Source organism: Acidithiobacillus sp. YTS05, assembly GCF_024396695.1.
GTDB classification, from domain to species: domain Bacteria; phylum Pseudomonadota; class Gammaproteobacteria; order Acidithiobacillales; family Acidithiobacillaceae; genus Igneacidithiobacillus; species Igneacidithiobacillus copahuensis.
Genome location: NZ_CP094359.1, coordinates 150,759 through 176,954 on the forward strand (window position 1 = coordinate 150,759; position 26,196 = coordinate 176,954).

Annotated in this window: 26 protein-coding genes and 1 tRNA gene; 22 read left to right on the forward strand and 5 right to left on the reverse strand. The window is 60.2% G+C overall.

Annotation, left to right across the window (positions count from 1 at the left end; translation table 11 throughout):
* Positions 1-10 precede the first annotated feature (10 nt).
* Positions 11-742, reverse strand: a complete 732-nt coding sequence (locus tag MQE22_RS00660; RefSeq protein ID WP_215871394.1) for a 16S rRNA (uracil(1498)-N(3))-methyltransferase — start codon at positions 740-742, stop codon at positions 11-13.
* A gap of 77 nt (positions 743-819) precedes the next feature.
* Between MQE22_RS00660 and MQE22_RS00665 the strand changes: the two genes are divergently transcribed.
* From MQE22_RS00665 to MQE22_RS00735, 15 genes are all read left to right on the forward strand, one after another.
* A complete protein-coding gene (locus tag MQE22_RS00665) occupies positions 820-1,650 on the forward strand; it encodes an inositol monophosphatase family protein (RefSeq protein ID WP_215871393.1) in 831 nt (276 codons plus the stop codon).
* Between the two features lie 158 nt (positions 1,651-1,808).
* Entirely contained in the window at positions 1,809-2,756 is a 948-nt protein-coding gene (gene glpX, locus MQE22_RS00670) for a class II fructose-bisphosphatase (RefSeq protein ID WP_215871392.1), read from the forward strand.
* Between the two features lie 59 nt (positions 2,757-2,815).
* Positions 2,816-4,816, forward strand: coding sequence for a transketolase (gene tkt / locus MQE22_RS00675; RefSeq protein WP_215871391.1), 2,001 nt, complete (start codon positions 2,816-2,818; stop codon positions 4,814-4,816).
* Positions 4,817-4,848: 32 nt separating this feature from the next.
* Complete coding sequence (gene gap / locus MQE22_RS00680; protein WP_215871390.1) at positions 4,849-5,856, forward strand: type I glyceraldehyde-3-phosphate dehydrogenase; 1,008 nt, start codon at positions 4,849-4,851, stop codon at positions 5,854-5,856.
* Between the two features lie 13 nt (positions 5,857-5,869).
* Positions 5,870-7,066, forward strand: a complete 1,197-nt coding sequence (locus MQE22_RS00685; RefSeq protein ID WP_215871389.1) for a phosphoglycerate kinase — start codon at positions 5,870-5,872, stop codon at positions 7,064-7,066.
* Between the two features lie 6 nt (positions 7,067-7,072).
* Entirely contained in the window at positions 7,073-8,509 is a 1,437-nt protein-coding gene (gene pyk, locus MQE22_RS00690; protein WP_215871388.1) for a pyruvate kinase, read from the forward strand.
* 39 nt (positions 8,510-8,548) lie between these two features.
* Positions 8,549-9,619 (forward strand): class II fructose-bisphosphate aldolase, encoded by a 1,071-nt coding sequence (gene fba / locus MQE22_RS00695; RefSeq protein WP_215871387.1) that lies wholly within the window; start codon positions 8,549-8,551, stop codon positions 9,617-9,619.
* A gap of 86 nt (positions 9,620-9,705) precedes the next feature.
* Positions 9,706-10,368 carry a ribulose-phosphate 3-epimerase gene (rpe, locus tag MQE22_RS00700; RefSeq protein ID WP_215871386.1) on the forward strand — a complete coding sequence of 221 codons (663 nt, stop codon included), beginning with the start codon at positions 9,706-9,708 and terminating at the stop codon, positions 10,366-10,368.
* Positions 10,369-10,378: 10 nt separating this feature from the next.
* Positions 10,379-11,050 (forward strand): phosphoglycolate phosphatase, encoded by a 672-nt coding sequence (locus MQE22_RS00705; protein ID WP_215871385.1) that lies wholly within the window; start codon positions 10,379-10,381, stop codon positions 11,048-11,050.
* Between the two features lie 120 nt (positions 11,051-11,170).
* A complete protein-coding gene (trpE, locus tag MQE22_RS00710; RefSeq protein WP_215871384.1) occupies positions 11,171-12,667 on the forward strand; it encodes an anthranilate synthase component I in 1,497 nt (498 codons plus the stop codon).
* 4 nt (positions 12,668-12,671) lie between these two features.
* Positions 12,672-13,241 (forward strand): aminodeoxychorismate/anthranilate synthase component II, encoded by a 570-nt coding sequence (gene pabA, locus MQE22_RS00715; protein WP_215871383.1) that lies wholly within the window; start codon positions 12,672-12,674, stop codon positions 13,239-13,241.
* Positions 13,238-14,257: an anthranilate phosphoribosyltransferase gene (gene trpD / locus MQE22_RS00720; RefSeq protein ID WP_215871382.1), complete on the forward strand. Its 1,020-nt coding sequence runs from the start codon at positions 13,238-13,240 to the stop codon at positions 14,255-14,257. The genes pabA and trpD overlap by 4 nt, the downstream gene beginning before the upstream one ends.
* Before the next feature lie 23 nt (positions 14,258-14,280).
* Positions 14,281-15,075, forward strand: coding sequence for an indole-3-glycerol phosphate synthase TrpC (gene trpC / locus MQE22_RS00725; RefSeq protein WP_215871381.1), 795 nt, complete (start codon positions 14,281-14,283; stop codon positions 15,073-15,075).
* 157 nt (positions 15,076-15,232) lie between these two features.
* On the forward strand, positions 15,233-15,658 hold the full coding sequence (locus tag MQE22_RS00730) for an OsmC family protein (protein ID WP_215871380.1): 426 nt from the start codon (positions 15,233-15,235) through the stop codon (positions 15,656-15,658).
* Entirely contained in the window at positions 15,659-16,147 is a 489-nt protein-coding gene (locus MQE22_RS00735) for an RrF2 family transcriptional regulator (protein ID WP_215871379.1), read from the forward strand.
* Positions 16,148-16,163: 16 nt separating this feature from the next.
* Here the strand turns inward: MQE22_RS00735 and coq7 are convergent, their stop codons facing one another.
* The gene (coq7, locus tag MQE22_RS00740; protein ID WP_215871378.1) at positions 16,164-16,793 is read right to left on the reverse strand and encodes a 2-polyprenyl-3-methyl-6-methoxy-1,4-benzoquinone monooxygenase; all 630 of its coding nucleotides are present in this window, start codon (positions 16,791-16,793) and stop codon (positions 16,164-16,166) included.
* Between the two features lie 63 nt (positions 16,794-16,856).
* Between coq7 and MQE22_RS00745 the strand changes: the two genes are divergently transcribed.
* The 7 genes from MQE22_RS00745 (at position 16,857) to MQE22_RS00775 (ending at position 20,437) form a co-directional block, all read left to right on the forward strand.
* On the forward strand, positions 16,857-17,168 hold the full coding sequence (locus tag MQE22_RS00745; RefSeq protein WP_215871377.1) for a (2Fe-2S) ferredoxin domain-containing protein: 312 nt from the start codon (positions 16,857-16,859) through the stop codon (positions 17,166-17,168).
* Positions 17,168-17,896, forward strand: a complete 729-nt coding sequence (locus MQE22_RS00750) for an alpha/beta hydrolase (protein WP_215871376.1) — start codon at positions 17,168-17,170, stop codon at positions 17,894-17,896. Before MQE22_RS00745 ends, MQE22_RS00750 begins: the two co-directional genes overlap by 1 nt.
* Positions 17,877-18,806, forward strand: a complete 930-nt coding sequence (locus MQE22_RS00755) for an ABC transporter ATP-binding protein (RefSeq protein WP_255789924.1) — start codon at positions 17,877-17,879, stop codon at positions 18,804-18,806. The genes MQE22_RS00750 and MQE22_RS00755 overlap by 20 nt, the downstream gene beginning before the upstream one ends.
* The gene (locus MQE22_RS00760; protein WP_215871375.1) at positions 18,806-19,579 is read left to right on the forward strand and encodes an ABC transporter permease; all 774 of its coding nucleotides are present in this window, start codon (positions 18,806-18,808) and stop codon (positions 19,577-19,579) included. The genes MQE22_RS00755 and MQE22_RS00760 overlap by 1 nt, the downstream gene beginning before the upstream one ends.
* A gap of 66 nt (positions 19,580-19,645) precedes the next feature.
* Positions 19,646-19,903, forward strand: a complete 258-nt coding sequence (locus MQE22_RS00765; protein ID WP_215871374.1) for an AbrB/MazE/SpoVT family DNA-binding domain-containing protein — start codon at positions 19,646-19,648, stop codon at positions 19,901-19,903.
* Positions 19,900-20,226 carry a type II toxin-antitoxin system PemK/MazF family toxin gene (locus tag MQE22_RS00770; RefSeq protein WP_215871373.1) on the forward strand — a complete coding sequence of 109 codons (327 nt, stop codon included), beginning with the start codon at positions 19,900-19,902 and terminating at the stop codon, positions 20,224-20,226. The genes MQE22_RS00765 and MQE22_RS00770 overlap by 4 nt, the downstream gene beginning before the upstream one ends.
* A 134-nt stretch (positions 20,227-20,360) precedes the next feature.
* Positions 20,361-20,437 (forward strand) — tRNA-Met (locus MQE22_RS00775).
* 505 nt (positions 20,438-20,942) lie between these two features.
* Here the strand turns inward: MQE22_RS00775 and MQE22_RS00780 are convergent.
* From MQE22_RS00780 to MQE22_RS00790, 3 genes are read right to left on the reverse strand one after another with little or no spacing between them, the layout of a single operon-like run.
* Positions 20,943-24,524 carry a pilus assembly protein gene (locus MQE22_RS00780; protein WP_215871372.1) on the reverse strand — a complete coding sequence of 1,194 codons (3,582 nt, stop codon included), beginning with the start codon at positions 24,522-24,524 and terminating at the stop codon, positions 20,943-20,945.
* The gene (locus MQE22_RS00785) at positions 24,521-25,057 is read right to left on the reverse strand and encodes a pilus assembly PilX family protein (RefSeq protein ID WP_255789928.1); all 537 of its coding nucleotides are present in this window, start codon (positions 25,055-25,057) and stop codon (positions 24,521-24,523) included. Before MQE22_RS00785 ends, MQE22_RS00780 begins: the two co-directional genes overlap by 4 nt.
* Positions 25,054-26,196, reverse strand: a complete 1,143-nt coding sequence (locus MQE22_RS00790) for a PilW family protein (RefSeq protein ID WP_215871407.1) — start codon at positions 26,194-26,196, stop codon at positions 25,054-25,056. Before MQE22_RS00790 ends, MQE22_RS00785 begins: the two co-directional genes overlap by 4 nt.

The window sequence follows — 26,196 nt, forward strand, 5'->3', positions numbered from 1 at the left end:
GGCCGCGCTGTCAACCAAGATCGCCCCAGCGGGCCTGCAAAATCGCCAGCGCAGCGATGGGAGCGGTTTCCGCACGCAGGATGCGGGGCCCGCAGCGCCGCAGCAAAAACCCCCCGCTTTCGGCTGCCTGGAGTTCCTCCGCGGCCAGCCCCCCCTCCGGACCCGTCAACAGGTCCACCTGGTTCACCGGCGGACGGGGCATGGTATTCAGGCCCTCTTCTGCGGCGCTATCAAAGATCAGGCAGGTTGGCGCATGTGGCTGTTGCAGATAGTCAGCCAGGGACAGTGCTGGCGCGAGGGCAGGCAGGCGGGTGGCCTGACTTTGTTCAGCCGCGGCGATGAGGATCTCCTGCCAACGCTTTTGCCTTTTTTCGCCTTGGGCCTCTGCCAGCGGAACCTGGCAAAAGCGGCTATGCAGCGGTTGGATTCGCGCCACGCCGAGTTCGGTAGCCTTTTGCAGCAACCAATCCCAGCGCTCGCCACGCAACACGGGCACCGCCAGGGTCACCGCGAGGGGGCTGGCGGTGTCGCGCAGGCCCACCTCTTCCACCGCCAGCAGCGCCGCCTTCCCCGTCACCCCGGTCAGTGTCGCGGCATACTCCCGTCCATCGCCGGTGAACAGGGTGAGCTCCTGTCCGCGGCGGGCGCGCAGCACCCGCAGCAGGTGATGGCTGGGCGCTTCGGCCAGGGCAAATTCGCCCAGCTGGGGCGTGACTTCGCTGTAGAGATGGATGCGAGGCATGGCCCTATTGTGGGCGATCTGTCCTTTCTCGCAAAGATCGGGATGACCGCAGCAGCACACTGATCTATCCTTGCGGCATGAAAGACTTGCGGCAAATCGATGGTGACTGGATCGGACAACAGCTCCGCCGCTGTGCCGAGACCATCATCCTGCCCGGTTACCAACGGGTGGCCAGTTCGCGCAAGCCAGATGGCAGCATCGTCACCAGTGCCGACATCGACAGTCAGAACTTCCTGCAGGATGCCCTGCTCCGTCGCTATCCCGAAATCCCCCTGCTGGGGGAAGAGATGAGCGCGGCGGAACAGGCCGAACGGCTGCGTCGTGCAGAACTTCTCTGGTGTCTCGATCCCCTGGATGGGACCAGTAATTTTGCTGCCGGAGTGCCAGTCTTTGGCATCAGCCTGGCGCTGTTGGACGACGCTGGACCCTTACAGGCCTGGATTTACGATCCCACGCGCGAAACCCTGTTTACTGCCCGACGCGGTGGTGGAGCCTTCGTGAATGGTACGCCTCTGCACACGCGCCAGGCCCCGAACCTGCGGGCCACGGTGGGCGTGGTGGACTACAAACGTCTGACTCGAGAGCTGGCGCTGCGTCTGCTGACCCAGCAACCGTTTCACAGCCAGCGCAATTTTGGCAGCTGCGTGCTGGAGTGGAGCTGGTTGGCGGCCGGGTACTATCACTTCTACCTGCACGGAGCACAGCAGCTTTGGGACCGCGCGGCAGGGTCGCTGATTCTCCAGGAAGCGGGCGGCCAGATGAGCACCCTGGACGGCGTAGCCCTGCCCCTGCGGAATCTGCAGAAGACCTCGGTGCTGGCTACCCTGGACCCGCAGTTGCACGCCGCCTGGCGGGAATATCTTGCCAACGTCGCTACGGAGTCGATCTTGCGTCATCCCGCGGAGTAGGTAGCGCCGAGAGGACTGCTTTGGAGATGCGGGAACTCCGCCGTTACCCCGTCAAACTGCATCATTGTTTATCAAACAGTCAAACAGTCGAGTTCCCAAAAAGCCTCGCTTGCTTTATCCTTGGGCCTATTTCTATCGCCACCTGAAGGACGTCCCCTATGGCTACCATCCGCAATCTGGCTCTGAGCCTCCTCCCTGTCACCGAAACTGCAGCGCGCGCTGCCAGCAGCTGGATTGGTCGAGGCGAAAAGGAGCAGGGGGATGGTGCCGCGGTGGACGCCATGCGCGCGGCCCTGGCGCAAGTGCACATGCGCGGTACGGTGGTCATCGGTGAAGGCGAGAAAGATGAAGCCCCGATGCTTTACAACGGCGAGACCGTGGGTTCCGGCTCGGGTCCCGAAGTCGATATCGCCGTTGATCCGGTAGAAGGGACCACCTTTATGTCCTATGGCATGCCGGGTTCCATTTGCGTGCTGGCCGCTGCTCCCAAGGGCAGCATGTTCCGCCCTGGCCCGGCCTTCTATATGGACAAGCTGGTAGTGCCGGCGCCGGCGCGTGGCAAGATCGACCCGGCGGCTCCCATGAAGGACAAGTTGCATGCGCTGGCCAAGGCGCTGGGCAAGGATGTCAAGGAGCTGCGCATCTTTTTGCTGAAAAAGCCGCGTCATGATGGCATGATCAAGGAAATTCAGGCCGCCGGCGCCACGGTGCGCCTGCAGACGGATGGCGACGTGAGTGGTGGCATCATGGCTGCCCTCGGCACCAAAGTGGATGCAATGATGGGTATTGGTGGCACCCCCGAGGGCGTGATCACCGCCTGTGCCGCGCGCGCCATGGGCGCCGACATGTTTGGTGCCCTGGCGCCGCAGAAGCCGGGTGAGGCAGAAGCCATCGCCGAGGCCGGGCTCAAGGTGGGTCAGTGGATTGGCCGCGATGAGCTGGTGGCCAGCGATGACGTTCTCTTTGTCGCCACCGGCCTGACCAGCGGCGATATCCTGGATGGTGTATCCCGCTCGCATTTCTTCGTCGAGAGCGAAAGCCTCGTGATTTCTGGTCACGACGGCATCCTGCGCCGGGTGCGTACCCATCAGCGGGCCGACGACTGATTTCTTGAAACTAGCTGCGGCGCCCGGTTTTTCGCCGGTCGCCTCTCTGAGGAGCCTATATGACCGTATCTCGTACCGAACTCGCCAACGCCATCCGTATCCTTTCCATCGATGCCGTGCAGAAGGCCAACAGCGGCCATCCGGGCATGCCCATGGGAATGGCGGACATCGCCGAAGTGCTCTGGAACGACTTCCTGGTTCACAACCCCGCCAATCCGCATTGGGCGGGGCGCGATCGCTTCCTGCTCTCCAACGGCCATGGCTCCATGTTGCAGTACGCTTTGCTGCACCTGAGCGGCTACGATCTCTCCCTTGACGACATCAAGGCCTTCCGCCAGTGGCATAGCAAAACGCCCGGTCATCCCGAGTATCGCGACACGCCGGGAGTCGAGACCACTACGGGTCCCTTGGGTCAGGGATTGGCGAACGGCGTCGGTATGGCCCTGGCCGAGCGCCTACTGGCCAAGCAATTCAACCGTCCGGGTCACGAGATTGTCGACAATTACACCTACGTCTTCCTGGGCGATGGCTGTCTTATGGAAGGTGTGTCCCACGAGGCCTGTTCCCTGGCCGGGGTTTGGGGCCTGAACAAGCTCATCTGCTTCTACGACGACAACAACATTTCCATCGATGGCCACGTAGACAACTGGTTCGCCGACGACACCCCGGCGCGTTTCGAGGCCTATGGCTGGCACGTCATCCGCAACATCAATGGTCATGACCCCGAGGCGGTGAAGAAGGCCATTGTCGAGGCCCGCTCCCAGGCCAGCAAGCCCGTGCTGATCTGCTGCAAGACGGTGATTGGCGAGGGCTCGCCGAACAAGGCTGGGACCCATGACGTGCATGGTGCGGCTCTCGGCGCTGACGAAGTTGCCGCCACCCGCAAGCATCTCGGCTGGAAGTCCGACGAGGCCTTCTTTGTGCCCCAGGAGATCTACCAGGGTTGGGATGCGCGGGCCAAGGGTAAGGCTGCGGAATCGAACTGGCAGGAGAAATTTGCTGCCTACAAAACGGCTTTCCCCAAGGAGGCGGCGGAATTCGAGCGCCGGCTGCAGGGCAAACCGAGCACAGAGTTTGATGCAGCCATCGCCAAGGTCATTGCCGATTTCCGTGCCGAGTCGCCAAAAATCGCCACCCGCGTTGCGTCTGGCAAAACCATTCAGGGCATCGCGGCCTCTTTGCCCGAATTCATCGGTGGTTCTGCCGATCTGAGCCCATCCAACAATACCCGCTGGAAGGAAGCAGAAGACCTCGGCAAGAACAAGGTAGATGGCAATTACATTCACTACGGCGTGCGCGAGTTCGGTATGTCGGCCATCATGAACGGCGTCACCCTCTATGGTGGTTTCCTGCCTTTTGGTGGCACCTTCCTGATCTTCTCGGATTACAGCCGCAATGCCATCCGCATGTCGGCTCTTATGGGATTGCGCGTCGTCTACGTCATGACCCACGACTCCATTGGTTTGGGTGAAGACGGTCCGACCCACCAGCCCATCGAGCAGGTCAACAGCCTGCGCTTGATCCCCAACCTGCATGTCTGGCGTCCCGCCGATGCGGTAGAGACTGCGATTGCCTGGGAATCCTCGGTGCGACAGGAGAAGACTCCCAGCCTGCTGGCCCTGAGTCGACAGAACTTGCCTGCCATGGCGCATACGGATGCCACGGTCGATGGCGCCCGTCGCGGTGGGTATGTCGTCAAGGATGCTGCCAATGGCAAGCCTACCGGTATCCTGATTGCCAGCGGCTCCGAAGTGGAGCTGGCGCTGGCGGCGCAGGGCAAACTGGCCGAGCAGGGCGTTGAGGTACGCGTGGTGTCCATGCCCTGCCTGGAGCTCTTCGATGCGCAGGATGCGGCCTACCGCGAAAGCGTGCTCCCCGCTGCTCTGAGCAAGCGCTTGGCGGTGGAGGCCGGCACCACGGGCCTGTGGTACAAATACGTGGGCCTGCAGGGCGCGGTGGTCGGGATCGATCACTTCGGCGCCTCGGCCCCGGCCCCGATCCTCTTCGAGAAATTCGGCTTTACCGTGGACAACGTCGTCGCACGGTTCAAGGCGCTATAAGACTTTCATTTTAATAATCTGAGGAGTTTGCCATGAGCATTCGTGTTGGTATCAATGGGTTTGGGCGTATCGGCCGCATGGCCTTCCGAGCGATCGCCAAGGAGGCCGAATTCCAGCATCTGGACGTCGTTGCCATCAACGACCTCCTACCTCCTGACTACCTTGCGTACATGTTGCAGTATGATTCCGTGCACGGCCGCTTCGCTGGTGACGTACGCGTTGAGGGGAATAGCCTGATCGTCAACGGCAAGACCATCCGCCTGACCGCAGAGAAGGACCCGGCGGAGCTCAAGTGGGGAGAAGTCGACGTGGATGTCGTCATCGAATCCACGGGCTTCTTCCTGACTACGGAGACCTGCCAGAAGCATGTCGATGCCGGTGCCAAAAAGGTGGTGCAGTCGGCGCCTTCCAAGGACGATACCCCCATGTTCGTCTACGGCGTCAACCACGCCAAATATGCCGGCGAAAAGATTGTCTCTGCGGCCTCCTGCACCACCAACTGTCTGGCGCCGGTGGCCAAGGTGCTGCACGACAATTTTGGTATCAAGCGCGGACTGATGAGTACTGTGCATGCGGCCACGGCTACCCAAAAGACCGTTGACGGGCCATCCCACAAGGACTGGCGGGGCGGCCGCGGCATCCTCGAAAACATCATTCCTTCTTCCACGGGTGCCGCCAAAGCGGTGGGTAAGGTGATCCCCGAGCTCAATAAAAAGCTCACCGGCATGGCTTTCCGTGTGCCCACCTCTGATGTTTCGGTGGTCGATCTCACCGCCGAGCTGAACAAAGAGGCGAGCTACGAGGACATCTGCAAGGCCATGAAGGCCGCCAGTGAGGGCGCCCTGAGGGGCGTTCTGGCTTACACCGAAGATGCTGTGGTCTCGACGGACTTCCGCGGCTTCTCCGCTCCTTCCATCTTCGACGCCAAGGCCGGTATTCAGTTGGATCCGACCTTCGTCAAGGTGGTGTCCTGGTATGACAACGAGTACGGCTACACCTGCAATATGCTGCGCTTCGTCAATCACGTGGCGAGCCACTGAGGCGGAGGAGCCCATGCAGATCCTGACCTTTGCGGAAGTGTGCAAGCGCGGGGACGCGCAGGGGAAGCGCGTCTTCATACGTGCCGACCTCAACGTCCCGCTCAACGATACTGGGGAAATCACCGAGGATACCCGGGTACGGGCCTCGGTACCGGCGGTGCAGATGGCGCTGGACGCGGGTGCGGCAGTGATGATTACTTCGCACCTCGGGCGGCCGACGGAAGGCGAGTTCCATGCGCGGGACTCCCTGGCGCCGGTGGCAAAGCGCCTGTCGGAGTTGCTCGGCAAGCCGGTACGCCTGGAACAGAACTGGGTGGACGGTGGCTTTGCGCTGCATCCGGGTGAAGTCGTCATGCTGGAGAACTGCCGTCTGAACAAGGGCGAGAAGAAGAACGACGATGCCTTGGCACAGAAATACGCCAAGCTCTGCGACATCTTTGTGCACGACGCCTTCGGTACCGCCCACCGCGCGGAGGCCAGCACCTACGGCATCGCCAAATATGCGCCGATCGCCTGCGCTGGCCCCCTCCTGGCGGCGGAAATCGAGGCCATCAACCGGGCCCTTGCCAATCCCAAGCGGCCTTTGGTGGCCATTGTCGCCGGCTCCAAGGTCTCGACCAAGCTCACCATCCTGCAGAGCCTCGCGGATAAGGTAGATGGCCTGATTGTGGGCGGGGGTATTGCCAATACCTTCCTGCTTGCCGCCGGTCTGCCCATTGGCAAGAGCCTGGCGGAGCCCGATCTCATCGACGAGGCCAAAAAGGTCATCGCCAAGATGAAGGCGCGCGGTGCGGAAGTGCCGATTCCTGTTGACGTGGTGGTTGCAGATCGCTTTGCCGCTGATGCCAAGGCTACGGTCAAGGCCGCTACGGACGTTGGCGCCGACGACATGATTTTGGACATTGGGCCGAAGACGGCTGCTCAGCTTGCCGATCAGCTCCTGAAGGCCGGTACGATCGTGTGGAATGGCCCGGTGGGTGTGTTTGAGTTCGATGCTTTCGCCAGCGGTACCAAGGCCATTGCCGAGGCCATTGCGGCTAGTGATGGTTTCTCCATCGCCGGTGGTGGCGATACCTTGGCCGCGATTGCCAAGTATGGTATTGCCGATCGCGTCGGTTACATCTCTACCGGCGGTGGCGCTTTCCTCGAAGTGCTTGAGGGGAAGACCCTGCCGGCCTTCGAGATTTTAGAGGCTCGTGCCCGGGGGTAGGCCTATATGATTCGCCGCACCAAGATTGTTGCGACGTTAGGACCGGCGAGCAGCTCCGCCGAGGTCATCGACCGATTGATCGAGGCGGGCCTGGATGTCGTGCGCCTCAATTTCTCCCATGGCACTGCCGAGGGACACCTGCGTACGGCGGAACTGGTGCGGGAACGGGCACGGGCCCATGGCCGTGCCATCGGTGTTCTCGCCGATCTGCAGGGACCGAAGATCCGCATCGGCAAGTTTGCCGAGGGCAAGATCCAATTACGCGAGGGGGACCCCTTTATCCTCGATATCCACTGCGAACTTGGTGACCAGACCCGGGTGGGGGTGACCTATCCGCAACTCGTCAAGGACGTCGAGCGCGGCGCGACCTTGCTGCTCAACGACGGCATGATCGTGCTCTGGGTGGACAAGGTGCAGGGCAACGAAATCCACACTCGCGTGGTGCAGGGTGGCGAACTCTCCAACAACAAGGGCATCAACCGGGCGGGCGGCGGGCTGACGGCTCCCGCCCTCACCGACAAGGACCGGCAGGACATCATTACCGCTGCGCAGCTGGAGGCGGATTATCTTGCGGTTTCCTTTCCGCGCAGTGGCGCCGACATGGACGAGGCGCGGCGGCTGTTTCGGGAAGCCGGTGGTCATGGTGCACTGGTGGCCAAGATCGAACGCGCCGAGGCGGTGGAGGCCATCGAGGACATCCTGAAGGCTTCCGAGGCGGTGATGGTCGCCCGCGGAGACCTGGGCGTCGAAATCGGCGATGCTGCGGTGCCGCCAGTGCAGAAGCGCATCATCGCCATGGCACATCGCTATCATCGCATCACCATCACCGCAACGCAGATGATGGAATCGATGATCCATCAGCCGATTCCGACGCGGGCAGAAGTATCGGATGTTGCCAATGCCGTCCTCGATGGTACTGACGCGGTCATGCTCTCCGCCGAGACGGCCTCCGGTCAGTATCCTGTGGAGGCGGTGGCGGCCATGGCGCGTACCTGTCTCGAAGTCGAGCGGCAGATGCCCTGTGATGTCGATGAACCGTTCTTCGACCGAACTCTGGAGCGGGTGGACGAGACCATTGCTGCTGCCGCCATCCTTGCCACCCAACGCGCGCCAATTGCGGCCATTGCCGCCTTCACCGAGAGCGGCTCGACGGCATTGTGGCTGTCGCGGGCCGACTCGCGGGTGCCGATCTACGCGCTCACACCGCAGGTCTATACGCGACGCAAGGTGACCCTGTATCGTGGGGTACATCCGGTCAATTTTCCGCAGAGTCGTCACGATGATCCCTTGCAGGTCATGCGCTCGGCGGAAGATGAGTTGCGCCGCCGCGGCGTCGTGCGGGATGGCGATTTGATCCTGATTACCATCGGTGAGCCGATTGGTGCGCCGGGGGGGACGAATACCCTGAAGCTGGTGCGCGTGGGCGCGGCCAGCCAGATTTGAACCGTAACTGTTTTTTCTACTGCTAGTGAGGTAACAGCGATGGCAATGGTATCTATGCGGCAACTGCTCGATCACGCCGCCGAGCACGGATATGGCATTCCTGCCTTTAACGTCAACAACTTGGAGCAGGTGCGCGCGATTATGGAAGCGGCGGCTGCCGTCGACGCGCCGGTCATCCTGCAGGCCTCGGCGGGTGCCCGTAAATACGCGGGCGAGCCCTTCCTGCGGCATCTGATCCTCGCAGCGGTCGAGGAATATCCGGACATTCCGGTGGTGCTGCATCAGGACCACGGCGCCAGCCCCGCCGTCTGCATCCAGGCCATCCGTTCTGGCTTCACCAGCGTTATGATGGACGGCTCCCTGCTGGAAGACGCCAAGACCCCCGCCAGCTATGACTACAATGTCGCGGTGACCGCCAAGGTGGTGGAAATGGCGCATGCCGTGGGCGTGACTGTCGAAGGTGAGCTGGGTTGTCTGGGCTCCCTGGAAACCGGTATGGCCGGTGAAGAGGATGGCGTCGGCGCCGAGGGTTGCCTGAGCCATGACCAGCTCCTTACCGATCCGGAAGAGGCTGCGCAGTTCGTCAAATCGACCAAGCTGGATGCCCTGGCCATCGCCATCGGTACCAGTCACGGCGCCTACAAGTTCACCCAGCCACCGACCGGCAAGATCCTGCGCATCGACCGTGTCAAGGAGATCCACGAGCGCATCCCCGACACCCACCTGGTGATGCACGGCTCCAGCTCGGTGCCGCAGGACTGGCTGAAGATCATTCACGAGTTTGGTGGCGACATCGGCGAGACCTATGGCGTGCCCGTGGAAGAGATTCAGGAAGGTATCAAGTATGGCGTGCGCAAGGTCAACATTGACACCGATCTGCGTCTGGCCGCAACCGGTGCGGTGCGCCAGAGCCTGTACAAGAATCCCAAGAACTTCGATCCGCGCAAGTTCCTGACCGCCTCTCTGGACGCCATGCGTGACATCTGCAAGGCGCGCTACGAGGCCTTCGGTTCTGCCGGTCAGGCCAGCAAGATCAAGGCGATCCCCATGGATACCATGGTCAAGAAGTACAAGGCGGGTGATCTCGATCCGCGGGTCAAGGGCGTCTAAGCCTTTGCGCCCCTCTGCCGCCTGCGGGTGGCATGCTGTGCTGGGGCGCCTCCGGGCGCTCCAGCCGTTTTGCAAGGAGCCGTATTATGCCTCAGTACAAGATTTCCCCCTCGATCCTGTCGGCCGACTTCGCCCGTCTGGGTGAGGAAGTGCGCGCGGTGGACGAGGCCGGCGCCGATTACATCCACGTCGATGTGATGGACAACCACTTCGTTCCCAACCTTACCATCGGACCGCTGGTGGCGGCGGCGATCAAGCCGCATACCCAGAAGCCGCTCGATGTCCATCTGATGATTTCGCCGGTGGATGCCATCATTCCGGAGTTTGCCAAGGCCGGTGCGGACATCATCACCGTGCATCCGGAGGGGACCATCCACCTGGATCGCACCATCCAGCTCATCCATAGCGTTGGATGCAAGGCCGGTGTATCGCTGAACCCGGCAACGCCCCTGGAAGTGCTCGATTACGTCCTCGAAAGCATCGATCTGGTGCTGGTGATGAGTGTCAATCCGGGTTTTGGCGGGCAGAGCTTCATCGACTACAGTCTGCGCAAGATCGAAGCCATCCGCAAACGGATCGACGCTACCGGCAAGGCCATCGAGCTGGAAGTTGATGGTGGTGTGAAGGTGAGCAACGTGCGGCAGGTGGCCGACGCTGGTGCCGATGTGTTTGTCGCTGGCAGTGCCATCTACAATACCCCGGATTACAAGGCCACCATCGCTGCCTTCCGGGCAGCGCTGGCCGGCTGAGGGCTTGCGGATGAGCCAGGCAAGCTTCGCCGCAGACATCGTGCTGATCGATCTCGATGGCACCCTCATCGACACGGCCCCAGATCTTGCCGGGGCGGCCAATCACGCCCTGCACAGCTTGGGGCGAGAGCCGGCAGCCATGCCTGTCATTCGCGGGTTTATTGGCAATGGCGTGCGGGAGCTGATGCGGCGGGCCCTGGCCATTCAGGATGAGCCCAGTGAGGCCGAACTCGATGCCGCCATGCAGGAGTTTTCTGCGTATTATGGCGCGCATCTGACGGCCCATAGTGTCGTGTACCCGGGGGTAGAGGATGCCCTGCGGACCCTGCGGGAACAGCAACGCAAACTGGTTTGCATCACCAACAAGGCGGAGCAGTTTACCGCTCCGCTGCTCGAGCGTCTGGGGCTGTGCGACTATTTTGATCTGGTTCTGTCGGGTGACAGCCTGCCGCGCAAAAAGCCGGATCCCTTGCCCCTTCTGCACGCGGCGGAGCATTTTGGCGTGGGGCCGGACAGTGGCCTGCTGGTTGGCGACTCGATCAACGATACCCAGGCCGCCCGTGCCGCCGGGATGCCGGTGGTGGCGGTCAGTTATGGCTATCGTGGCGATATGCCCCTGGCAGACTTGGCAGCCGATGCCGTTATCGATACACTGCCGCAACTGCTACCCCTGTTGCGGTAGCGACGGTTTGGAATTTCTGATGCTATGAAACCTCTCGGGTACGCGACGAAAGCTTGGCGATGGCGCGGCTGCTGATTGCAGGCGGTCTGTGATTTTCATTGCCAAATTTCGAGGTGACCCGTGCTGAGTGCCGAGCGTTTTCAGTTCCTGGCCCATGAGGGCTACAACCGTATTCCCCTGAGTCGCGAGATCCCTGCCGATCTCGATACTCCCCTCTCCGCCTTTCTCAAAGTCGGAGATGGACCCTATGCCTACCTTTTCGAGTCGGTGCAGGGCGGCGAAAAATGGGGGCGCTATTCCATCATAGGCTTGCCCGCGCGGGAGCGCATCGAGATCCGTGGGCAGCGAATCCAGCGCTTCGTAGACGGGGTCTTGCAGGAAGAATGCCGTCATCCAGACCCCCTCGTCTGGGTCAGCGAATTCCGACAGCGCTTCCGCGCGGCACCCTCGGACGATCTCGCCGACCGCTTTACCGGCGGTCTGGTGGGCTATTTTGGTTACGACATCGTCCGCTATATCGAGCCGCGTTTGGCGCGGGTGGAACCCCTGCCCGATCCCCTCGACCTCCCCGAGATCCAGTTGCTGGTGGCTGACGAGATCCTGCTCTTCGACAATCTACGTGGTACCCTGCGACTTCTGCTGCAACTCGATCCGCAACGTCCCGATGCCTATAGCGCTGGGCAGGCCCGCCTCGCCGAGCTGGAGGAACGCCTGCGTGGTCCGCTGCCACCCGCGAGCCAGACGCAGCGGCGTGGGCGGGTAGACGAAGAAGACTTTGAGGCAAGCTTCAGCCGCGCGGGCTATATGGCCGCCGTGGAGCGGATTCGCGAATACATTGGCGCCGGCGATGTGATGCAGGTCGTGCCCTCGCAGCGCCTGTCGATCCCCTTCGCCGCGCCGCCCCTGGATCTCTATCGCGCCCTGCGCCGTATCAATCCTTCGCCCTATCTGTTCTATGTGGATCTGGGGCGCACGCAGCTGGTGGGTTCCTCGCCGGAAATCCTGGTGCGCGTGGAGGATGGCGAGGTCACCGTGCGGCCCATTGCCGGCACGCGCCCGCGCGGCAAGACGGCAGAAGCCGATCAGGCCCTGGAAGAAGAACTGCTGGCGGATCCCAAGGAGCGTGCCGAGCACCTGATGCTCATCGATCTCGCTCGTAACGACGTGGGGCGGATTGCCAGTACCGGTACTGTGCAGCTGACGGACTCCTTTGCCATCGAACGCTACTCCCACGTCATGCACATCGTCTCGCAGGTCACCGGTCGTCTGCGCCCCGGGCTCGATGCCATGGACGCCCTGCGCGCTACCTTTCCTGCCGGGACGGTATCCGGTGCCCCCAAGATCCGCGCCATGGAGATCATCCGCGAGCTAGAGCCGGTGGCACGTGGGGTCTATGCCGGCGCCGTCGGGTATTGGGGCTGGAATGGCAACATGGATACCTGCATTGCCATCCGCACGGCAGTAGTACAGGACGGGCAGTTACACATCCAGGCCGGTGGCGGAATCGTGGCCGATTCTGCGCCTGCCGCCGAGTGGGAAGAGACCCTGAACAAGCGCCGCGCCATGTTTCGCGCTGTGGATATGGCCGAGAACGGTCTCGATCCCGAGGGGAGATAAGCCGATGCTGCTCATGATCGATAATTACGACAGCTTTACCTATAACCTGGTGCAGTATTTCGGCGAGCTTGGCGCCGAGGTGCGAGTGGAACGCAATGATGCCATCGACCTGGCGGCCATCGCCGCCCTGGCACCCGAGCGCATCTGTATCTCACCGGGGCCGTGCACGCCCAACGAGGCGGGCGTGTCTCTCGCTGCCATCCGCGAATTTGCCGGCAAGGTTCCCATCCTTGGGGTCTGTCTTGGGCACCAGGCCATCGGCCAGGCCTTTGGTGGCGAGGTCGTGCGCGCGCAGCAAGTGATGCACGGCAAGACCTCTCCCATCCACCATCGCGGGCAGGGCGTTTTTGCCGGCTTGCCCGACCCGTTTACGGCAACCCGCTACCATTCCCTGATCGTTGCCAGAAACACCTTGCCCGACTGTCTGGAGGTGACGGCGTGGACCGCCGAGGGCGAGATCATGGGCCTGCGCCATCGCGAGCTGCCCGTGGAAGGGGTGCAGTTCCATCCCGAATCCATTCTCAGCAGCCACGGCAAGGAGCTTCTGCGCAATTTCCTGGAGGTGGGACGATGAGAGCGATCCCGGAAATCCTGCAGGGGATCATTGCGGGACAGGACCTTTCGGCGCGGGAGGCGGAAGAGGCCTTCGCGGCCATCATGCGCGGTGAGTGGACCCCGGCGCAGTTGGGGGCCCTGCTCATGGGCCTGCGCATGAAGGGGCAGCGGGTGGAGGAGCTGGTGGGCGCGACGCGTGCACTGCGCGCGTTTATGACCCGTGTCGAGGTCGATGACAGCCACCTGGTGGATACCTGCGGCACCGGCGGCGATGCCTGCGGCACCTTCAATATCTCCACGGCCGCTGCAGTGGTGGCCGCTGCGGCTGGGGCGCGGGTGGCCAAACATGGCAACCGTGCGGTGTCGGGGCGCAGTGGCAGCGCCGATGTGCTGGAGGCCGTTGGCCTCAACCTGGATCTACGCCCCGAGCAGGTAGCGGCCTGTATTGCGAGTGTTGGCATTGGTTTCTTGTTCGCCCCCGCCCATCATGGCGCCATGCGTCATGCGGTCGGTCCGCGCAAGGAGCTGGGCATACGCTCCCTCTTCAATCTCATGGGCCCGCTGAGCAATCCGGCGGGTGCCCCGCATCAGGTCCTTGGGGTGTATAGCGAGGCTTGGCTGACCCCCCTGGCCGAGGCGGCGCGGGAGTTGGGCGCGCGTCACGTGCTGGTGGTACATGGGCACGACGGACTCGACGAGATCAGCCTCTCTGGCCCCACGGAAGTGGCGGAGTTGCGCGCCGGTGAGGTGCATCGCTACCGTCTGCAACCTTCGGAATTCGGACTACCGGCGGCGCCGCTGGCGGCGCTGCAGATCGCCGATGTGAAGGAGGCGGCGCAGGTATTCCTGGCGGTTTTGCGCAACGAGCCCGGCCCGCGCCGCGACATCGTCCTCCTCAATGCCGGAGCGGCCCTCTACGCCGCCGATGTGGTTCCCGATCTGGCAACGGGGGTAGAGCGCGCACGCGCGGCGATGGATAGCGGTGCCGCCTGGGCGAAATGGGAAGCCCTGTTACACTGCGCTCGCGAGCTTTGAGGGGCCGCGAAAGCTGAGGAAATATGGAAGACATACTGCAAAAAATCCTGGCGGAAAAACGCCGCGAGCTGGCGCAGCGGCAAAGGCGTCTGCCACTCGCCGATCTCCAGTCGGCGGCACGTCTGGCCTCGCCGCCACGGCCCTTTGCGCAGGCTTTGCTGGACCGGGCAGGGGCGGGCAAGGCCGCGGTCATTGCCGAGATCAAAAAAGCCTCGCCGTCGGCAGGGGTCATTCGCGAGGACTTCAACCCGGTGGAAATCGCCCGCGACTACGCTGCGCATGGCGCCACTTGCCTCTCGGTGCTCACCGATGAGTCCTTCTTCCAGGGCTGCGACAGCTATCTGACGGCGGCGCGCGCGGCCTGTGCGCTGCCGCTGCTGCGCAAGGATTTTCTCATCGATCCCTATCAGGTCTGGGAGGCGCGCGCCATCGGTGCGGATGCGATTCTGCTCATCGTGGCGGCGCTAGCCGATGCGCAGATGGCGGAACTGGAGGCGTGTGCCCTGGAGCTGGGGATGAGCGTACTGGTCGAATCGCACGATGCCGCAGAGCTGGACCGCGCCTTGCGCCTGCGGACCCCCCTGATGGGGATCAACAATCGCGATTTGCGGACTTTCGTCACCGATATCCAGCGCAGCATCGAACTCTTGCCGCAAATTCCCACGGGGCGACTGCTGATCAGCGAAAGCGGCATCCGCCAGCCGGCGGACGTGCAAACCCTGCGTAGCGCCGGTATTCATGCCTTCCTCGTGGGCGAGGGGCTGATGCGCGTAGCGCAGCCGGGTCAGGCACTGCAGGAGCTTTTTGCCGGCGAGTAACCTGGCCCTGCTCGCGGAATAGGAAGCCTACGGCGTAATGTCGGCGGCGAACTGCTGCAGGCGTTGGCCCTCGGCGCGCGCCTCTTGCAGATCCTGCGATTGCATCTTTCCCGCTGTGGTAGTGTAATCGGGGAGTGCAGTAACCTAGGAGAAATCTATGCAGGCGACGGTAGAATGGACGGGTTCGGGAGGGGTGGCCTTCGTAGCCCATGCCGACAGCGGCCATGGCGTGGTGATGGATGGCTCGCCCGACATCGGTGGGCACAATCTCGGCGCGCGGCCCATGGAAATGGTCCTCATGGGACTGGGCGGTTGCTCCAGCATCGATGTGCTGATGATTCTGCAGAAGTCGCGCCAGGACGTTCGCTCCTGCCGGGTCGAGATCAGCGCCGAACGCGCCGAGCAAGACCCCAAGGTCTTTACCGAAATCCATCTCCAGTTTTTCGTGACCGGCAAAGACCTCGATCCGCGCCGCGTTGCCCATGCCATTCAGCTCTCCGCGGACAAGTACTGCTCGGTGAGCATCATGCTGGCCAAGACGGCCAAAATCACCCACGACTATACCCTTACGGCGGTAGACTGAATGTTACTCAGCAAAACCAGCGAATATGCCCTGCAGGCCCTGATTTATCTTGCCACCCAGCCGCCGGGAGAGTTGGTGCTGAGCGGCGAAATCTGGGAGTACCTCAAGGATCCGGACGACCCGCGCGTGCCACCGCGCCAATATCTGGCAAAGATCCTGCAGGACCTCAGCAAGGCCGGCATTCTCGAATCGCGCAAGGGTCGCGGCGGTGGTTTTGTGTTGGCGCCGGGGGCAGAAGACAAGAACATTCTGGATGTGGTGGAAATCGTTGAGCGCAAACCCCTGGGGCAAGGCTGCGTGTTGGGTCTGAAAAAGTGCGAAGACGCCACCGCCTGCCCGGTACACTATGCCTGGAAGCCTCTCAAGGCCGAGGTCATCGAGCTGCTCAGCCAGCAGACCATCGGCAGCATGGCGGAGGCTGTGCGTGCGGGCAAGTATCGCATCCATTTGCCCGGCGGCAGTACGCTGCGGGTCAAGGCCTCCGCCTAGCTTCGCCCGGATTTCCCTAAATCCAGAGAGCGCCGCGGGTCATCACCCGAGACAGGCCCTGCATGGCCATGCGCAGGGGGCGGGGCAAATCCACAGCGCCCAGTTCTTCGGCCTTCTCGGCGTGCCCCACCTCGTCGCACTCCATCTGTTCCAGGATACGGCGACTGCGTTCGTCTTCCGGGGAGAGATCCTGTAGATGCTCCTTGAGATGTTCCTCGACCAAATTTTCCACGGCCACGACCAGGCCCAGGTTGGCCCCGCGACCGCGGCGCGCGGCGGCATAGCCCATACCCCAGGCGCTGGCGTACCAGAGCGGCCCGAGCAGGCTGGGGCGGCTGTGGAGTTCGCGCAGGCGCTCCTCGCACCAACGCAGATGATCTTCTTCCTCGCTGCGCGCTTTGCGCAGCACGGCGCGCAATTCCGGGTCGCTGCTGCCAGCTTCCTGACCAGTATAGAGTGCCTGGGCCATGACCTCGCCGGCGTGGTTGACGCGCATCATGCGCCCGGCACGGCGACGCTCCCAAGGGCGCAAGAGCGTGTCGGGTGACGCGGCGGCGGGATTGGCGCGACCGCTGCCCCGGCTTTGCCCGCTGAGGGTGCGCAAGGCATTGTCGACAGAGAGTATTGCCTGATCGAGGAAATCCATAAGCTATCTGACCCGAGCTGCCATTTCGGGTTATCATGGCGCCATGCCAGTGGAGGGTCAAACATGAGTTTTTATCAGCGCCATCTGTTCCTCTGTCTGAACCAGCGCGAAAATGGCGAGCAAGCCTGCAACAACGGCGGCTTGGCAGAAGAGGTCTTTCATCAGGCCAAAAAACACGCCAAGAAGCTGGGCATTCACGGTGACGGGCAGGTGCGCGTCAACCGTGCCGGTTGTCTGGGACGTTGCAGCGAGGGTCCGGTGGCCGTCGTCTATCCGGACGCGGTCTGGTACACCTACGTCGACGCCGAGGATGTGAAAGAGATTGTCGAATCGCACCTGCGCGACGGTAAGCCGGTGGAGCGGTTACGCATCTGATGCTGCCCATCGATCGCAGTCACCTCTATGACGGCCAGGAACTCGCCCTCGAATGCGTCGGCGAGGCGGTGGAGATCCCCGGTCCGGTCGGGATGCTGGAAGGCCTGACCGCGTGTCCGGAGAAAGAGACGCGCGGCATCGTTGCGGTGATTCTGCACCCGCATCCCCTTTACGGGGGCACCCTCAATAACAAGGTGGTGCATTATCTGAGCCGCACCTGCAATCTCCTTGGCATTCCCTCCCTGCGTTTCAATTTTCGTGGGGTGGGCAAGAGCGCCGGGCACTATGATGCCGGACGTGGCGAGGTAGAGGATTGCCTGGCGGTCCTCGACTGGGTGGCAGGGCGACGTCCCGGCTTTCCCATCTGGCTCGCAGGTTTCTCCTTTGGTGCCTTTGTCGCCTATCAGGCGGCCAGCCGCGATACCCGCGTCGAGCGCCTCTTGACGGTGGCGCCCCCAGTCAATCTCTTTGATTTTTCGGTGGCGCCCGTCCCCCGCTGTCCCTGGACCGTGGTACAGGGGCAGAATGACGAGCTGGTGCCGGCCAAGGATGTCAGCGCCTGGTTGGCAGGGCTCGCGGCCCAGCCGGAACGGATCGACCTACCCGCTGATCATTTTTTCCACGGCAAGCTGAATCTACTGCAAAACGCCCTGCTCGACCGCTTCCAGTTGCAGCTAGGAGAAGAAATACCCAACGCCAAGCCCTGCCGTGCCTTCTCCCCGGCTTGAGCTCGATGCCGTCGCCAAGGCCTATGGCGGGCGTCCCGTGCTGCGCGGCCTGTCTTTTGCCGTGGGCGTTGGCGAGTGCTACGCCCTGCTCGGCCCCAACGGTGCTGGCAAGAGCACTTCTGTACGCTGCATTCAGGGCCTGACGCCCTTTGATGCTGGCCAGATCCGCCTCGATGGCCGGCCGCTGACGCAATGGCCGGCAGGGGGGCACGGGCGGATTGGTGTGGTGCCGCAGAGCGATCAGCTCGATCCTGATTTCACGGTCGAAGAAAACCTCTGGATCTACGGACGCTACTTTCGCCTGCCGGCCGCCGAGATCCGTCGTCGCAGCAAAGAGCTGCTGGCTTTTCTGGCCCTTGAAGATTTTGCCCGCCGTCCCATCCAGGCCCTTTCCGGTGGGATGCGCCGCCGTCTTTCCGTGGCCCGCGCCCTGATGCACGAGCCGCAGCTTTTGCTCCTCGACGAGCCGACCACTGGCCTCGATCCGCAGGCCCGCCATCTGCTCTGGCAGCGACTGCGGGAGCTGCAGCGCAGCGGCGTTACCCTGCTGCTCACCACCCATTACCTGGACGAGGCGGAACGCCTGGCGGATCGCGTGGGGATCCTTGATGGTGGGCGCATCCGCGCGGAGGATTCCCCCGAGGGCCTGATCCGGGCGCACATCCCCGGGGAGGTGCTGGAGCTACGCCGCCGCGATGGTGGCCTGCCTGATCCGGAAAACTGGCACCAGGGGCGGGTAGCTGCGGCCGAACGCGCCGGCGATACCCTGCTGCTCTTCGATGCCCGGCTTGATGCCGCCCGCGCCCACTTTGCCGCTGATCCGCAGTACCAGTTATTGCAGCGCCCGGCGACCCTGGAGGATGTCTTTCTGCGTCTGACCGGACGCGAACTGCGGGAGGAAGAAGGCTGATGGCCTGGTTTCTGCCCAGCTGGGGCGCCCTGGCGGTACTGCGGCGGAATTTTTTGGTCTGGCGCAAGTTGCTCCTGCCCAGCCTGCTCGGCAATTTTGTCGACCCGCTGCTCTATCTACTGGCGCTCGGCTACGGACTGGGGCACTTCGTCGGGCGGATGGAAGGCATGCCCTACATCACCTTCATTGCCTCGGGGATCGTCGCCAGCTCGGCAATGAACACCGCAACCTTCGAGGGGCTCTACTCGGCGTACACGCGCATGGCGGTGCAGAATACCTATCTCTCGATTCTGGCGACGCCCCTGCAGATGGGCGACATCGTCACCGGCGAGCTGCTTTGGTGTGCGCTGAAGGGGGCCATCAGTGCCCTGGCGATCATCATCGTGGCGAGCTTTTTCGGTGCCATCGACTGGCACTGGCAGGTCCTTCTCGCCCTGCCGGTCATTCTGCTCACGGGTTTGAGTTTTGGTGCCATCGCCCTGGCCTTTACTGCCCTGTCGCGTAGCTATGATTTTTTCATGTACTACTTCACCCTGGCGGTGACGCCCATGTTCCTCTTTTGTGGCGTCTTCTATCCGCTGCATACCCTGCCGGCCTTTGCGCAGAACATCGCCGCAGTCCTGCCTCTCACCCATGCCGTGCTGCTCTTGCGTCCGCTCCTGACCGGGCACGCGCCTACGCAGGTGGCGCTGCATCTTGCCGTCCTGCTGGCCTACGCACTCAGCGCCTATGTCCTCGCCACCGTTCTGTTGCGGCGGCGCCTACTGCGTTGATTTCTCCTTGCAGGCGAAAAACCGCGTAGTTATACTTCAATATAACTTGATTCTTGGGGTTACATTATGCACACAACCAGTCTCCGCAAGGTTGGCGGCTCGGTCATGCTGGCCGTACCGCCCGCCTTTCTCGATCAGCTGCATCTGCAAGTTGGCGCAACGGTCGGCCTTGTGGTCGATCATGGTTGCCTGGTGGTCAATCCCCATCCACGTCCGCGCTACACGCTTGCGGAGTTGTTGGCTGCGTCGGACTATTCACAGCCGCAGCCCGCCGATGAGCGCGAATGGGTCGATGCGCCCGCTGTGGGTAATGAATTGCTGTGAAGCGGGGTGATATTTACCTCGTGTCGCTCGATCCGACTACGGGGCATGAGCAAAGCGGGAGTCGTCCTGTACTGATCGTATCCCCAGCGGAATTCAACGAAGTAACCAGGCTGCCCGTTATCCTGCCGATTACCAACGGCGGCGAGTTCAGCCGCCGCCTTGGCTTCGCCGTACCGCTGACCGGGATCAAAACTACCGGCATTGTGCGCTGTGACCAGCCGCGCGTCATTGACCTGGCAGCACGCCATGCCCGCAAGGTGGATACCTTGCCCGCAGCGCTCATGGACGAGGTGTTGGCAAGGGTCGTCACACTTTTCCAGTGATTGGCGACTGGCAAACGCGCGCGCAAACACCGGTCAAGCAACGGCTGCTCTTCCGCGCAGTCCGCGCCCATTTCTTGGCGCGGACTTCCTATTGACAGGATTTGCCCGAGCGGCTTAAATAGCGGGCCTGCAATGGCGCTTTAGCTCAGTCGGTTAGAGCAGCGGAATCATAATCCGCGTGTCCGGGGTTCGAGTCCCTGAAGCGCCACCAATAAAGCAACAAATGGAGATTGTCTCTCCAGCTTCTTTTTCGGCACCCTGCTTTGATCAGACCAAAACCCAAAGCGCTTCCTCTGTGAGGCTTCGGGTGTAGGCTTCCCAGCCTTCTCCCAACCCATTCGCGATTGCTGCGGGCCTTGCCTCTAGGCGGAAGGCAGGGAAAACCAGTTTCATTCTGTGCCATCAACCAAAGTCCTTTGACTGGAGGGCAAGGCAGGCAGCCCCTCATCCGATGAAAACCGTATCGGATGCCGTTTTTGGACAGGTGTGCGGCATCCTGAATCAGATCATTCAGGTGGCCTGACAGGGCGGTCTAAGCATAACCGCTCGCCGAGCGGCGTTCTTCCCGGCACAAAGCGACTGCATCGCGAGCATAAATCTCAGGGGCACGCCGCGCGAGCTAACCGCTTCCGGCAGTTCTCGGGCGAGGTGTCCTCTGGCGCTTCCGCTAGCAGGATACCCATCATTGCGTCAGCACCAGGCGCCAGGCGACGGGCCTAGTTGAGAACGCGCCATCCAACCACCCGCACAGTGGAGCCATTTTGGTAAAACGCCGGGAACTGTCCCCCGGTTGGTGGAATGCCTGCAGACGACTGAATCAGCGTCTTCCCACCGAAGCTCATGATCGTGGGCGTGTAGGCCGTACCGTAGCCTATAAGTATGGCACCCGTATAGGCTGTGCCACCAGAGGTGACGAACACACCCGATGGGAATGCACCATTGTTGAGCTTATAGAGGTAATAGTAGGCCGAAGAGTTTCCGCATGTACCAGCGGGAGGGCTGACAGTGACAGGCACAATGATAGCTCCGTTGTTAATTGCAACTGGCGCAGAGATGACCCCGTCGGATGGTAACGCGGTCACGGTAGAGTTCGTGCCGTTTTGTACGTATACCGTAGAGCCACCCGTGTATGCCGCCCACTGTGCGATCCAGTTGCTGCCCTGGAGTTGGAACACCGTAAAGCCGTTACTGCCTTGCACCGTGAGATAAGTGCTGCCGAGGTAGAAACTCACGGTCATGTATTGAGCAACCGAGCTCAGCCCAGGTGAACTGCTCGCCCAGGGAGCGAATGACGCGGGGCCAGTGGATGTAGTAGACCCAAAGCTCGCTTGCGTGATGACCGCGGGAAAAGCAGAAGACGAGATGTTGGCGGTGGTGCTGGAAGAAGTACCGGAAACTTGCGAAATATTGGTTACCGGCATTTCATAGACATAGCCGTTTGCATCACCCAGATAAATATTGTTGCTGGAATCGATGCTCAATGCGCTGGTGGCGTCGAACGGCAACTGGTCTTGAAACGTTTGTCCGGTTCCTACATTCACGCCGACGAGATAGCTGGTCGTTGCCCCGCCATTCTCCTGATTCAACACCCAGAGCGCCCACGCCTGACCAAAGCTAGACGAAGAGGAGTTCGTGTTCTGGTAAAATACCGGGGCTTGAGTAAGAGGCTGGGAGTAGGACGGCCCAAGGTCATCTTCAAATACCACATTTGCCAAATTGGCCGTGTTCGTTCCGCTAAGCTGTAGATCGTAGAGAATGCCACCGTTCTCGGCACTACCGACTATATACGTATGCCAATTTCCAGATCCATCAGTCGCGTCAATGCTCTGGAATCCACCGTTCATGCTTTGGCCGCGCCAGAAAGTTCCATAATACTGTAGTTGATTGAGTAACCCGTAAGGTGTCCACGCCCAGGTGAGTGACTGACTCCCTCCAGTAGAGGCATCATAACTTATGCCATACAGCACACCGCTATTACTGGAAAAAACCGCAAGGTTACTACGAGAAGAGTGCCCCGAAACAAATTTTCCGTAGCTGCTAGTGCTTCCGCTTGCGGAGAGCAAAGTACCGTTGTCGGGTGGTGTCACAATGATGGGAGCGCTGGTAGTTGGCAATCCAATGTACCAGTTAGCTGCCCGTCCCCCAAGGTAAGCGCCTGTTGTGCCTACCGAAGGATTGATGGTGTAGGACGCAATCGTGGAGGCCGTCAGGCCTGTCGGTAAGGAAGACCCGAAGGCACTGGGATACGAGGAGGCAGCCTGAGCGAGAGGAATGGCTGCGCCGGAAACGATGGAGCCACTAGAAGAAGTCGGCGCTGTGGTATAAAACGGCACGTTATTAGAGGAAACGGCAGCGGAATATACCGAATTGGCATCCCACTTGGCCTGCGACGTTGCCGTAGCTGTGACGCCACTTGCCGAGAAAGGAAATGCAAACAAATTCCCCTGCCCCTGACTACTGTTCACATTTTCCGCCACCAATTCCACTGAATTATTATTTACTGTTGCCGTCGCAGCGATGGGGGCGGTAACGGTGTTATTCAGGATATTTCCGAGTATCGCCTGCAACGCAGTCAATACCTGGGACGAGTCGGTCGCGGCATAGACGCTTCCAGTGCCGCCAGCCTGAGCCATTGCATTAAGGACAATATTCCCTTGCGCGGCTTCTGCGTTTTGACTACTTGAGCCTGCCGCTGTGGGATTGACAGCCGACCCCACCCCCAAAACATACGTTTTTATACCCTTGGAGTATAGATTGGCAACCTGCTGTATAGCCTCCACTGCCGCGTTGTTGGAATCAGCAGACGTGCTTACGGTACTCGCAGTAACTGCGGTAAATGTAGAAGGGTTTGCAGTGTTAAAAGTGTCGGCAGCTTGGCTGCCTAGAGGAGGGTATAAACTGCCTTTAAGTCCCTGAGTCGGCTGCCCATTGGTAATCAAAATTACATATTTTTGTCCACAAGTCTGAGGGGGAGTTGGTTGTCCACCATAACTGTTGGCCGTGCTTTGGAAGTATTTCAGAGCAGTCTGGAAGGCCCCTGCCATGGGGGTATGACCAGCTCCGGCTTCAATCGGAACTCCCGCCTGATTGTAGTTAAAGTTGCTTGCTGGTGAGATGAGCGGAGCCGGTTGTATTGCTTGCTGAATCAACCCATTGCTGACAGCGGCGGAGGCAACCGGAGCGATAATATTCCCTTGTAAGGTACTCGATGTTTGCGATATTACTGTGGTACCAAAAAACGCATAACCGCGTGCGGCTGTAAAAACTTGTGGGGTTTGTGTTAAGTAGCCAGGATTAGATGGCCCGACTGTCATTCCATAACCGTTATATGTTGAGGAGTTATAAACTGCATATGGAGAAGTGTTTGGATAGGTCAACTGTTGTGAATAGTTTGTTAGATTGTAATTATAAGTTCCTTGATAATTGTAATATAAGTTATTGGCAGTATAGCTGCTAGAGTATAGCACGCTATTGATCATGGGGTTGTCGCTGCTGTCGGATATGATGAGATACTGATCCTTGTAGCTTGGCGAGCTTGTATATGGATAATATTGCCATCCATTATTTATATAGTAATAATTGTTATACCCTAAATACTGTGCGATATTTTGACATGATCCAGAGCTGTTATTCCAGCAAGGATTGATTACATAGTCTTCTCCAAAAGTTCCTGTTTTAGGTAAGCTACTGGAAAATGAGCTAGTGGAAAATCCATTGTCAAACATGTAATAAATTGAAGAATAGCGGTCGGTTAGGCTCCCAGAATACGCATAGTCTTCAAGTCCGAACTGAATGTTCTGGCTGTAGTAGGAACTGTTGAGAAGAGTGCTTACTGCCTCTTTCGCAGCATTGAGCATCGATGGAGAGTTATCAATATATATTGTTTGCTTTCCACTATAAAGTCCCTTAACAGTGGAGCAGGTGCTTTGTGCTGCGGCGGTCAATCCCGTCGTACCACAAGCTACTGTATATGGCACCGAGCTATTTTTTGTGCCATAGGCAATAGGCGGAAAAGTTGTCGCGTTATAATTTACTGGGGATGCTGAGGAGTTATTTTCCGCAACGATGCCAGATCCGGTCATGATGGCTCCGGAGAGGCCGGTGTTCGGATCTTTTACGACCCCCGCCATTCCCTGCGAATTATCGATAATGATCATTACCTGCGGTTGATCGCCAACCGGGATATTATTAATTGTAACGCCAGTTTGCTGCGGTGCAGCCCAGGCGCTGAGGGGAAGCAGCGGGGTGGTAATTGCCAATACCACGGAAATAATTTTCCGATATTTATGGAATATCATTGGGTATTCTCCAGCGTTGCTTCGATCGTGACCCCCAGGCCGCCACCATTTGCATTCGAGGAATGAATGTAGGTTACGTAATAATAGCCATTGTTCTGGGCATTTGGTCCTAAGGGATACACGACGTAATTAACAATAAAATGATAAGGGCCGTAGGCTACCGTGGTTTTTCCGCAAGTATTGGCAGAAGCACAGGATTGCCAAAAGCTGGCCAGTGGAGCTGTTGGTGGCGTGCCTGAGCTTGTGGGCGCAACATACCAGGGAGATATGCTCGACGGAGGCGGATTGGGAACCGTAGCCAAAAGATTTTGTACCTTATGGAGCCCTGCATCCGTTGCCTCCTGCGCGGCGTTTTGCACCGCCAGATTGCTGGCGATCAGGGTATTGTTTTTGTTGAGGTAGAGATAGGCCATGACCGCCAGCGTGACGGCAAAGATCAGGACCAGCACAATGAGCAGGATGGCGCCTTGCTCCCGCTGTGCGGTGTCGTCTTTGGGGAGCGGTTCTCCGATTGCTTTATTCTGCGGCTTCACTCGCTCCCCCAGATCCCATTGCGCACGGGAATGATGCTTTGAAAGAGATGATACTCGTAGTGCCGGCAGTTCCCCTGTAGACAGCCGGGACCATTGACGGTGGGCACGTTATAGATTTGGCCGAGGATGTTGAAGCTGGCGGGGCTCAAACTATTGGGCAGGTACTGGGTACTACGGATCAGCATGGCCAACTGCACAGCGACAATGGATTGCGTAGCGCTTGGCGTATAATTCTCTGGTGCTACCCAGTTCTGCACGCTGCCATTGGTCCCCAGCCCATACTGCATCTGAATATCGACGACACCGCTCGCCAGAGGCTGTGGCGCCGGCGCTACTGCCGGCGCTACTGCCGGCGCTCCCGTATATTGGGTCATATAGAGCGTGGGCGTGCTGCCTGCGGGGCTTTCCATGATCTGGAATTGCTCAAAGAGAAAATCATGGGAGCCCAGATCGTACAGGCTTGCGCCACTTATAGATGGCGCAGTAGCTGTTCCGGCGGGCAATGTGAAAATTTGCGTTGGGTTTATTTGCGAGCCGCAATTGTTTCCGGAATTAAAACCAACTTTGTTACTTGTGCCGCCGGTTATATTGGTTATTTGACCGATCAGACATGTCCCGCCTCCTTGAGGTACAATTAAAGAAAAGTCGCAGTTATTTAGTGGCTTGGCATTGGTGACATTAATATTTTCGGAATTACCGTTGGAGTGCCCTGAATATCCAACAACAGTCGTTGCGGGAGCGCCACCAAAGCTGCCACCTCCTATGACGGTGCTGAACGAGTAGGTCGAGATTCCAGACGGAACGTAGCCGGAGCTTTGTGCCGAAGCGGTTATCGCAAGCATTGCTCCAGCGTTGGGATATTTGACCCCCACCACCCCGTTAGGACACTGACTGTAGCTCGGCAGCCCATAGCCCGCCGACTCGATGGCCTGGCGCATGATGGCCATGGCATTGCGGCCCCGTTGCCACATTTCTCCATTGGCGGATTGCTGGCTGACGCCCTGGCTGGTGTGCAAAAAGAAGCTGAAGACCGCCGTGGACAGCAGGCCCACCACCACCAGCGCCACCAGCAGCTCGACCAGTGAGAGACCAAGCTGGCGATCTGCGTTGGTTGCAAGGAATTCCTTGGTCGCTCTCAT